The organism is Chroococcidiopsis sp. CCALA 051, assembly GCF_003015105.1.
GTDB lineage: Bacteria > Cyanobacteriota > Cyanobacteriia > Cyanobacteriales > Chroococcidiopsidaceae > Chroococcidiopsis > Chroococcidiopsis thermalis.
Genome location: NZ_PYCI01000092.1, coordinates 1 through 11,611 on the forward strand (window position 1 = coordinate 1; position 11,611 = coordinate 11,611).

Consider the following 11,611-nt stretch of genomic DNA (forward strand, 5'->3'; position numbering starts at 1 on the left):
CTATCCAATTATGTAATTTTCGCTCTTTTTATGGGAAAACACCAGAAATAATCTTAGCGACTGGAAGCGAACAAAACACTACAATTATTCATGGAAACAATGGTGCGGGAAAAACGAGTTTATTAAATGCCTTTACGTGGGTATTGTACGAGAGATTTAGTGCAGCTTTTGCTTCTGTCGAGCAATTAGTAAATAAACGCGCGATCGCCGAAGTACAATTAGGTGCAGCAGTAGAATGTTGGGTAGAAGTCAGTTGGGAACATGAAGGAAAACGTTACCGCACTAAGCGCAATTGTCGAGTTTATAAAAATGAATTAGATATAGATGCAGGTAAAAGCGAATTATTTATGTATGTGTCTGGAGATGATGGACGTTGGTATATTCCACCAGAACATCCAGAGGAAATTATTCATCAAATTCTTCCCAGTAGTTTACATCAGTATTTCTTTTTTGATGGCGAACGCATCGAGCAAATTGTTCGTTCTGATAAAAAAACAGAAATTGCTGAAGCTACTAAAATGCTTCTGGGAGTTGAAGTCTTAAATCGCGCAATTCGACATTTAGGAGAAGCAAAGAAAACTCTAGATAATGAGTTAAAAGCAATTGGGGACGGCGAAACACAAAAGCTACTTAGGCAGCAGAGTAAAGCCGAGAAAGAAATAGAGCGAATCAAGCGTAGGCAAATAGAAATCGAGCAAGAATTAGAGTATCAAGATACGCTGAAGAAAGAAACGAGCCATTATCTACGGGAACTTAGTGCGGCAAAGGAATTACAAGAAAGACGGCAGGAGTTAGAGCAACTGAAAAAGACGAATCAAGATAGTCTTAAACAAAGCCGAGAACTTTTAAAAAGAGCTATTTCTACGAAAGGATATACAGTACTTTTATCAGAGACCACAAATCAATTTCGATCTATAGTTACGGAATTAAAACAGCGAGGAGAATTGAAGGCAGGAATTTCGCGGGAATTTATTAGCGATTTACTGAGTTCCCAACGTTGTATTTGCGGTGCAGATTTACATGAGGGAGATTTCGCTTGCGAAAGTGTGAAAAACTGGTTAGAAAGAGTAGGTTCTTCTACTGTAGAAGAGACGGCTATTCGCATGAGCGCACAAGTAGATGAAATTGATAAACAAGCACCTACTTTCTGGGAAGAAGTAGATAGAGAGCAAGCTAGAATTCAGCAATTAAGACAGACAATTTCACAGATAGAAACTGAATTAGATTCTATTCAGGAACGATTGCGTAAAGATCCAAGTGAAGAAATTCGGAGTTTACAAAAACGTGTAGATGCGATTGAAGTAAAAATCAGAGAAATAATCCTAGAACAGGGAGCAAATCAACAGCAGGTCGTTAATTTTCAAGCCGAAGCTGAGAATTTAGCTAAGCAAATTATCAAACAAAAATACAATGAAGAAAGACAAATATTAGCTCAAAGACGAATTGCTGCTACTCAGGATGCGATCGAGCGCTTAACCGAAGTGCGATCGCGACAAGAGCAACAGTTTCGCTTACAGTTAGAAAAACGAGTTCAAGAAATATTTCGAGAGATTTCTTTTACTCCTTATATTCCTAAAATTAGCGATCGCTATGAACTAACATTAGTAGAAAATACAATTGGTATAGAAATGCCTGTCGCTGCGTCTACGGGAGAAAATCAAATTCTCAGCCTTTCTTTTATTAGCAGTATTATTGACAGAGTGCGGGAATGGAGCGAGAAGAAAATGCTAATGGTTCCCGATACCAGTACTTTTCCAATCGTGATGGATTCCCCCTTTGGTAGTTTGGATGAAATTTATCGCCGTCAAATTGCTAAAACTATTCCTAAATTAGCAAATCAATTGATTGTTTTGGTGACAAAAACTCAATGGCGGGGTGAAGTAGAGGCAGAAATGTCAGGCAGAATTGGCAAGCAATACGTACTGACATATTATTCTTCTAAACCTGACTGTGAAGAGGATTCTATTAGTATTGGTAGCAGGCGCTATGCTTTAGTTAGGCAGAGTCCGAATGAGTTTGAATATACCGTAGCAGTAGAGGTAGAGGACAATGGCTAGTTCGTCTCCTACACAGAATTTTGATGATGGTGAGATTAATCGCTGGCTGTTGCAGGGTTTTGGTCAAGGATAAAAGTATATGATTGCAAATCCAGATTACAAATACATGTCCTTCTCAGAGTACTTGAAATGGGAAGAACGTCAAGAATTCAAATACGAATATGTCAATGGCGAAGTTTATGCCATGACTGGGGGTACTATCCCTCATAATGATATTGCTGTTAACCTAACTACTACTTTAAAAACTCAGTTACGAGGAAGGCGTTGTCGCGTTAATATGGCTGATGCAAAAGTTTGTGTATCTGAAGAGGGATCATGTTATTACCCAGATGTGGTAGTAAGTTGTGACGAACGAGACAGACAAGCAACCAAATTTCTTCAATATCCTTGTTTAATTGTAGAAGTTCTTTCGCCTGGTACAGAAGCTTACGATCGCGGCGGGAAATTTACTCAATATCGTCGCATTTCAACTTTAAGAGAATACGTTTTAGTTGATGTAGAAAAAGTAAGTGTAGAGTGTTTTCGATTAAACGATCACGGTTTTTGGGAATTGCATCCATATGAAACAGGGGATGAAGTGGAACTCACGAGTATCGATCTTCGTTTTCCTATTTCTTTAGTTTACGAAGACGTACAATTTTCTAATTAGAATGTTGGGCGAATAAAATTCGCGTCTACACAAACAAAGTCTGCCTGCAATGTACGACAGGTTTATGTACTGCGAGAACCAGGTGAGGAAACTTATCAACAGGAAACAGTTTTAGGCGAAGATGCTAAGTTGTCCCCGCTAGCTTTTCCTGAAATTGAGGTACAGGTGAGTCAGATGTTTTTGTAATTGGGGGTGCGATCGGTTTTTCTGAAGAATTATCAAGACACAGAGAAATTATTGAGTTAATATAGCTAGGGATTAGGTGTTGGCAGAATGGTAGAAACTGGTAGGATTAGAGTTGCTAAAGATAAAGCTGAATTAGTAAAAGCATTAACATCAGCAGATGGTATGACGGGTCCATTTCCAACTTACGCTGATGTCATTGTGTTTGCTGCTGCTTTAGGTGCAAAGCACAAAAAGCGCATTCCCTTGGAGGAAATTTCTAAAAGAGAACCAGCGCCAATTGGACAAGAGCATTTTTTGATTAAGGGTTATGACTTTGTAATTAGGTTATTAGCAATGATTGATGTAAAAGAAATTAGTATTTTGTCACATGATGAGAATTATGTGAATAAAGCCTTACGTATTTTTGAAGAATATGCAAATGGTGGACTTGAGGTTCTGCAAAATGAATTACGAGGAGCAGTAGATTATTCCGAGCGAATGTTACTGCTTCTAAGTACTGAACGTTTTAAAAAAATTCAGAATAAAGAATTTGACTTGAGTAAATTTTTGTCGTGAATTTGCTGATAGCAGAAACAATAAATTAATAATATCCAGAAAAATATTTAAATACAAAACTTCTAATCTGCTGCACTTAAGGATTTGAATCATGTCAAGAACTCTGGGACAGTTACTTTATTCTCTACGTAAAGGAGATTTGTTATTACCAAATTTTCAACGTCCCTTTGTCTGGAACTCTGAGCGCTGGCAGTCCCTCATTGCTTCTATATTTCTGGAGTATCCTATTGGGCAAGCACTCATTGGTACAGAAGCTGACAGTCAAACAATGTCTGTTAATAAGCCATTGTCTATTCCTGAAAAAGTTTTGCGTGAAACTCTTCTCAAAAAAACTAATATCAAATTAGAAGAGACAGTGGGACTTAAAGCAACACAATACTTGCAAAAAGGGCAAGCTTATTCTTGTGATTATCTTTTAGATGGTCAACAGAGATTAACAGCTCTCGACTTGATATTTGGTACAGCATATCACTTTGCTGATGGTAACGAGCTTAATAGAAACTATAGGTTAAGATGGTTTTTAAATCTAAATAAACTTGGTTTGAAAGAGCTAAAATGGTTAAATCTTCGTGAACTGCAACACGAAGAAGCGTGTGAAGTATTTGTTTTTGTTAAATATAAAAAAACAGATAGAAGTTGTCCTTTTTATTATGAAACATCAGATTCAGATTTAGCTAACTTCTGTACGGTGAAAGATCTACAAGAGCAGAATGATATAGAAGAAGGAATATATCTTCCTCTAGATAAGTTATATATCGAAAACGATGACGACAAATCTCTCCAATTCGATCCCACTAATTTTTGGATAGATTTATTTGAAGATAGGCAAGATATTATTATTAGCCAAACTATAGAAGGCAAGAAACTTAAGGAAAATTTTCAGCTAGGTAATATTGACAAAAGTAAGTATGATGAGGAGTGGAAAAAACTTAAGCGTTATTTTTTAAGCTGGAGATCTCAACTTCAGCAAATGCTAAGCGAGTTAATAAAGTTCCAATTTCCTGTTTTGGAAGTACCTTCAAAAGAGTTTAATCGCTTATCAGGTATTTTTTCAGTGATTAATATGGGTGGAGTTGAGTTAGAAACATTCGATCTGCTAGTAGCAAAAACTACTACAGCTGACTCTAGCCTTCGAGAAGTTATGAAGTCTATTTGTTTACAGTCGATAGAAGATTTTAGACAATCTATAAATTTATTACCAGAGCCTGCAAGAGAAGACGATATAGAAAATTTTTGGACGCTAGGAGATTTTCTTGGTGAGAAAAATGAAGATGCTGAACAAGTAGTTAAAGGAGCAAAGTTTCCAGAGCGTATTGCGAGGTCTTTTGCTCAGACAATTGTATTACATGCAAAGATATCAGAAGCTTTAGGCAACACTTGGTCAACTCGAACCAACCCAATTTCACATTGTAAGAAGAATAAATTTAATTTAGACTTAGCAGAAAGTACTAATCCTCAGGAAGCTGCTCGTTCTATCTTACAAATCGAAGATTGGGGGTATTCAGATAAGCTTATCTTAAGCCTGTCGCGTCAAACAGTTCAAGATGTTCAAGAGCAAGCAGCAAAACAGCTCCTTCGTGCTTATTTCTTTATGAAAGCGAAGCTTGGGATTCCTAAATTATCCTTCCTTCCCTACCGACAAATGGATCTTGTTTTAGCAACAATATTAACCGACTCTACATGGAGTAGGTTGTGTCAAGACCCTACAGGAACTATCATAAAAAAAATTCAATGGTGGTACTGGGGTTCTCTTTTTGGAGGAGCTTACCAAAAAGCACACTCTTCTATAGATAAACGAGTTTTAGCAGATATTCCCAGATTGTTAGCATATATATCCAAACCTACAATTAAGTGGAATGAAGTTTCTGACTTAAATAATAAATCTGACTCCTTTGAACAACTTAGTTTGATTAATACAGAAAAGCCACTGAATTCAGATGACTATAAAATTGAGCAAAGTTGCTTTACTGAAGTTCCTATAATAGGTTCTGATGGAAAAGTAGGCAATCGTTTTGAAATGATATGTGATGTAGTTGGCTACTCAAACAAAGAGGCACTAATGACATTTACTAGTAAGGCAATGGGTTTAGCGCTTCTTAGTTTTACCATTAGGAATGGCTTACCAGATTTTAAATTCAGAGATAAGAGTGATAACAACCATGAACTCAAGCGTGGCTCTCTACTTCATACTGGTCGTAACGATCTCCAAGCAGATCATCTTTATGCTGTGAATTCATGGTACAAATTTACAGGAGAAAAAGTAGATAGAAATGACGATCATCCAATTAATTCTCCTCTAAATCATTCTTGGATTTCTGCTAAAGCAAACCGCTACTGGTCAGATCATCCATCGTTTATGAAATTAGAACTTCAATCTGCGCTTGAAGGTAATCAAGACAGCATCGATTTTTTACATCATCATCTATTATCTGTTGAAGCAGTCGAGCATGAATATAGAGATATATTACTATCTTCTGAAGAGAAACAAAAAGATAATGCTAAGAAAGTACTTGAAGCTCTAATAGAAAAACGTTTTGAAAAACTCAGGCAAGAAGTGCTTAGTGAAAATCCTGAAAACTAAATTTTGTTAAATGCAAATAACTGAAATATAAAGCTTTCAGCATTCATATTTTATAATCTAGCCGGAAGCCCTACTTCCTTCGGCTGAACAAACTGACCATCAAAACCTACAGTTTTATCCTCCACGCTTCTTGCATCAGCTAAAGCCTTACGCAGTTCTGCCCGTTCCATCCGATCCTCAATTCCACCTAAAATATAAACTAGTAATTTCGCCGCTAAATCTTTCCCAGCAACTTGCACTCGCTTCTTATTTGGGTCATATAAAACGCCATACCAAAGAGACTGCGGATACTCCATGTTGCTAAATCCGCCTTCCAAATCAAATTTTCGCAACTTCTTAAAAATCTCTTTCAACTTAAACCCTTTCTTGAAAACCAAAACTCCCAAAGCTTGCGCCAAAGCCACTTGACCTACAGGACGGAACAGCATATTTCCTTCACCCCCATCCTTTTCAAAATTGAATCGCCGCAGGCTAGGGGTATCTTCGTCCTCCAACAATTTGTAACTGGGAAGAGTAGCCAAATAATCGAATAACTGCCAGAATTCAGAGATGCCTGCCTCAAGTTCCCTATTCTCTGGGCGCATGGGAATTAATCCTTTTTCCCACGGTTTCCAGTGCGGAAACTTCTGCCCTAAATAGCGTTCTGACATATCTTTGAGGGCTTGCAGCGTTGTCAAAACCGTTGACTTACTGGCAATTGTGGCACTATTCCAATTAATCCGTGGCTTTCGGTTCAATCGCTGTTCCAATAGCGGATGACTTACAGCAATCTTTCTTGCCACAATCGAAAAGCCATCATCTTCATTCAACTGGGCTAACTGACCTTTCGTTAGGGGTGCAGCCATCAAATTGACATGGACAAAAATAGACCTTACCCTTCGCCTTGCTGCTTCGCGGGTTTCCCCAGCTGCAACAGCACAGATGAACTCGATACCAATTTTTTCTTGAGGGATGTCCTGCAAATTGTTAGAGACGAGATTATTCGCGTCTTGACTATGAGATTGTTCTACTAAATCGGCTAGCTTGATGGAAGTGCCATCAGGAGATTTATCTTTGCGATAGCGTGGGAGTTGACCAGTTTTCAGCAACTCCATTAGCCCCTGCGCCCCCATCAGCCGATGTTGTCCATCCAGGGCGTATATGGTGACATCCGCCTCAGCAACATTTAGCAAACCAACCTTACCTTCTCGGTCTAGAGTAATAAAATCTGTAGTCGATGCGATCGCTCTACCCTGACTATCCCACTCAGCAGCTTTAGGATTATCTACCCAAGGTTGGCTAATCACCACCAATACAGGTGGGAACTTATGATGCTTCCGCGTGGCTAAATACTGTGTTAACGGGAGTTGTCGCGACCAATCCAGAGGACGCTGCTGAATTTCATCGATAGTGTCTGCGTCAATCTCGATATTGTCAGTTTCAGGATTATATTTTTGTCGCAGTAGGGGTAAAGCAGAGGCAAAATGTACCCGACTGGCAAACCACTCCAGCGTCACAGAACCTACATAAGCCTCAGTCCCGCCCATCTCTGTCTTTTGAACCAGTATGCGATCCTGCTGCTGCAAGAATTTATCTAGCAGGGTTGTCAGAGTTTGTTGTTCCTGAGTTTCTCGTTTCCCCATACTTTGCACCTAACGACGGTGATTCTAGAGTCCGCGAAGGCGGACTTTGCCTGTGTAGACGCGAATTCTATTCGCCCGTAATCTTTGCTACACTATCTTTCATTGCCGTTTTTTTCACCCTTGCATCCATGCATAGGTTAATTTCTTAAAAGAACTTGGCTCTATTGTCAAGTTTTTAAAAACTTTTAAATGCTGGTTTTTAAAAACCTCTAAACCTTACAATACTATAGTTAACTACTAGAAATTCGCGTAGCAGATTTGGTTTGTGTGGTTCTGTGACTTATAATCGCACCCATACTCGTCCGTATTTCCAGAGGTAGGGAGGATGACAATAGCGAATCAGCCAGACCAAAAAAATCAGCCAGCACGTAATGTAGCAGAGTTAGTCCAAGAGATCGAGCTACTGACGGCTGAAATACAAGAATTGTATTGTTCTGATGCGATACCCTGGTGTGTTGGTTACAGTGGTGGTAAAGATTCTACTGCTACTTTACAATTAGTTTGGAATGCGATCGCTTCTCTGCCACTTGAAAAGCGAAATAAAAAAATACACATTATGACTACAGACACCCAGGTAGAAAACCCTTTCGTTTCTACGTGGGTTTGTAACTCTTTAGAACAGATGAAGATTGCAGCAGAACAGCAGAAAATGCCTGTTGAACCTCATCTGTTACATCCCGCAGTCAAAGATACTTTTTGGGTAAACTTAATCGGCAAAGGCTACCCAGCACCACGAATGCGTTTTAGGTGGTGTACAGAACGACTTAAAATCCAGCCTGCTAATAATTTTATACGCAGTATGGTTCGAGACAATGGCGAAGTAATTCTCGTTCTAGGAATGCGTAAAACTGAAAGTACTAAACGCGCTATTATCATGGAAAAACATGAAGAAAGGCGTGTGCGCGATCGCCTCAGTCCAAGATCTAGTTTGATCAACTCTCTGGTTTATACTCCGATTGAAGACTGGCGTACAGATGAAGTTTGGCTATACCTCATGCAGTGGCAAAATCCTTGGGGATATAGCAACAAAGACTTATTTACCATGTACCGAGGCGCGACAGCAGATAACGAATGTCCCCTAGTTGTTGATACCTCTACTCCCAGTTGTGGCGATTCCCGCTTTGGCTGCTGGGTTTGTACGATGGTGAGTAAAGATAAATCAATGGAGGCAATGATCCAAAACGATGAAGAAAAAGAATGGATGCAGCCTCTATTAGATATCCGCAATGACTTGGATGTACAAGACGATCGCGATAAAAGAGATTTTCGCCGAATCTGGGGTGAAGTGCAACTATTTGAACGCAATCACAATGGCGAACTCTCAGTTGAACCCATACCTGGTCCCTACACTAAATATTGGCGAGAACATTGGCTGAGACGAGTTCTAGAAGCACAAACCCAAGTTCGCTGTACTGCACCCGAAAATATGCGTGACATCACCCTAATTACTACTGAAGAATTAAGCGAAATTAGAAGAATTTGGCTGGAAGAGAAACACGAATTTGATGATAGCCTACCTCGTATTTATGCAGAAGTGACGGGCGAAAGTTTCATTGATATTCGTCCTGGTGCAGATTATAGCCTTTTGGGTAGCGATGAATGGAACGTGCTAGAAGAAATTTGTGACGGGGATGCCATGCATTTAGAATTAATGGCAAAGCTTCTCGATACAGAACGTCAATTTCGCAAAATGGCAAGGCGTGTAGGTATTTACGACGCGCTAGAGAAATGTTTTAAAAGTAGTTCTCGCTCTCAAGATGAAGCAATTAAAAATGCTCATTTCAAGCGAGATTTAAAGGATGCTGTTGGTAAAGGCGATGTCGATAAGGTAAAGCAGCTAACTTTAGGGGATGCAGTGGATGTAGAGGACGATAAGCCGATGAGTTGGGGGAATTTTAAGTTTAAGAAATGATTTTACTCGAACTCGTATTACAAAACTTCGGTCCATATCAAGGCACGCAAGTCATCAACTTAAGTCCATTTAGTGAAACTGAAACTGAGAATATCTCACGCCCAATTCTCCTCTTAGGTGGAATGAATGGGGGTGGAAAAACAACTTTAATGGATGCGATTCGCCTCGCACTTTATGGACATCGCGCCCAATGTTCTACCAGAGGTAGTTTAAGCTATAGTGACTTTCTAACTCAGTGCGTTAACAGCCATACGTCACTAACTGAAAAAACTCGGATTGAATTAGCTTTCGGACATATTGAAAATGACAAACCTGTAGTTTATCGAATCGTTAGAACTTGGGAGAAAAACCCTAAAGATGGCAAGGATGTTTTGGGGATTTTGAATGATGATGAATGGCTAAATAGTGGTTTAGTTAGCATCTGGGACGAATATATTGAAAACTTACTACCTCTAGGAATTTCTAATTTATTTCTATTCGATGGCGAACAAATTAAAGAATTAGCAGAACAAGAAACACCTCCACTTGTTGTAGTCGAGGCTATTCGCGGATTGTTAGGATTGGAGTTGTCGGAACGATTAGCAGTAGATTTAGAAATTTTAGTCAATCGCAAACGCAAAGAAATAGCTGATGCAAAGGATGTAGTCAATTTAGAAGAAATAGAAGAAAAATTGAAGGTATTGCAAGATAAACAAAATGCAGAAAATTTACAGTTAACATCTTTGCAAGACGACTTAACACTAGCAGAGAAAGAACAACAAGAAACATTTAACAAATTCCTCGCTGAAGGTGGTAAAATAGCAGCCGATCGCAGCCAATTAGAACAACAGCATCAAACCAAAAACGCAACCGCAGAAACAGCGCGTCAAGCTATGAGAGAATTAGCATCGGACGTGTTACCTCTTGCCTTAATTACACCACTTTTAGAACAAGCGCGATCGCAAGCAGAAACTGAAATAAACCGAGCGCGATCGCAAGTAGCACAAGATATATTATTAGAACGAAACCAACGTTTATTAACACAAATTTCTAACATAAATATTACAGCGGAACAATTAGATAAAATCAAAATATTGCTCGAACAAGATGTAGAGACGTTCCATGGAACGTCTCTACAAGAATCTTCCTGGTTGCAAAGCGATCGCGAAACGCTAGATTACCTCACTAATTTACTCAACTCTGCTTTACCAATTGCAAAAAACTCCGCACAACAGCAGCAAACGATACTCGAACAACAAGCAGCAGAAATCGTCGATCTCGAAAGACAATTACAAACAGCAGCCTCGCCAGAAGCTTATCAGCAATTAGTAGAAACGCTACAAACAGCACAAAATAGAGTTACAGATATAAAAGCAAACTGTGAAACAGCCAAACGCCGCATTCTAGAATTAGAAACCGCGATCGCACAAACAAAAAAAGACTTAAACGAATATACCGAACAAACCATCGATCGCAAAAATACCGAACATATTATTACATCCGCATCAAAAGTCCAAGAAACCCTCAAACTGTTTCGCGAACGCTTAACCTTAAGAAAGCTAAATAAATTAGAAGTAGAAGTAACAGAATGCTTCCGCTATTTATTGCATAAATCAGATTTAGTACATCGAATTGCGATCGCTACCAATACCTTTAGCCTTTCCCTCTACGACTTACAAGGGAAACCAGTCCCCAAACATCGCCTCTCAGCCGGAGAAAAACAACTTCTAGCGATCGCATTTTTGTGGGGACTCGCCAGAGTCTCTGGCAGACGCTTACCCATCGCTATCGACACCCCCCTCGGACGCTTAGACTCCTCCCACCGCCAAAACCTAGTCGAACGCTACTTCCCCTCCGCCAGCCACCAAGTCATCCTGCTTTCCACCGACACCGAAATCGGTAAAAAAGAAGTCCAAACCCTACGCCAAAACGAAGCGATCGCCCGCGAATATCTTTTAAAATACGATCCAACAGAACGACAAACTACTATAGAACCTGGCTACTTCTGGTAAGTCAAAAGTTAAAAGTCAAAAGTCAAAACTTAAGAGTTACAGACGACCAATTACCAAT

Annotated in this window: 7 protein-coding genes; 6 read left to right on the plus strand and 1 reads right to left on the minus strand. The window is 39.4% G+C overall.

The features are described 5' to 3' along the window. Window positions 1-2: 2 nt before the first annotated feature. The 4 genes from C7Y66_RS20355 (at window position 3) to C7Y66_RS20370 (ending at window position 6,028) form a co-directional block, all read left to right on the plus strand. Complete coding sequence (locus C7Y66_RS20355; RefSeq protein WP_233222767.1) at window positions 3-2,057, plus strand: AAA family ATPase; 2,055 nt, start codon at window positions 3-5, stop codon at window positions 2,055-2,057. A 79-nt stretch (window positions 2,058-2,136) separates the two neighbouring features. Further along, window positions 2,137-2,706: a Uma2 family endonuclease gene (locus C7Y66_RS20360; protein ID WP_106546994.1), complete on the plus strand. Its 570-nt coding sequence runs from the start codon at window positions 2,137-2,139 to the stop codon at window positions 2,704-2,706. 273 nt (window positions 2,707-2,979) lie between these two features. Beyond that, window positions 2,980-3,447 carry a DNA phosphorothioation-associated protein 4 gene (locus C7Y66_RS20365; protein WP_106546995.1) on the plus strand — a complete coding sequence of 156 codons (468 nt, stop codon included), beginning with the start codon at window positions 2,980-2,982 and terminating at the stop codon, window positions 3,445-3,447. Window positions 3,448-3,538: 91 nt separating this feature from the next. Next, window positions 3,539-6,028 carry a DUF262 domain-containing protein gene (locus C7Y66_RS20370; protein ID WP_106546996.1) on the plus strand — a complete coding sequence of 830 codons (2,490 nt, stop codon included), beginning with the start codon at window positions 3,539-3,541 and terminating at the stop codon, window positions 6,026-6,028. A gap of 50 nt (window positions 6,029-6,078) precedes the next feature. On the opposite strand, the gene C7Y66_RS20375 is transcribed toward C7Y66_RS20370, so the two are convergent. After that, a complete protein-coding gene (locus C7Y66_RS20375) occupies window positions 6,079-7,650 on the minus strand; it encodes a DGQHR domain-containing protein (RefSeq protein ID WP_106546997.1) in 1,572 nt (523 codons plus the stop codon). A gap of 325 nt (window positions 7,651-7,975) precedes the next feature. On the opposite strand from C7Y66_RS20375, the gene dndC reads away from it, so the two are divergent. Then, window positions 7,976-9,562 (plus strand): DNA phosphorothioation system sulfurtransferase DndC, encoded by a 1,587-nt coding sequence (gene dndC, locus C7Y66_RS20380; protein ID WP_106546998.1) that lies wholly within the window; start codon window positions 7,976-7,978, stop codon window positions 9,560-9,562. Then, window positions 9,559-11,553 (plus strand): DNA sulfur modification protein DndD, encoded by a 1,995-nt coding sequence (gene dndD / locus C7Y66_RS20385; protein WP_106546999.1) that lies wholly within the window; start codon window positions 9,559-9,561, stop codon window positions 11,551-11,553. The genes dndC and dndD overlap by 4 nt, the downstream gene beginning before the upstream one ends. The last annotated feature ends 58 nt before the right edge of the window (window positions 11,554-11,611 follow it).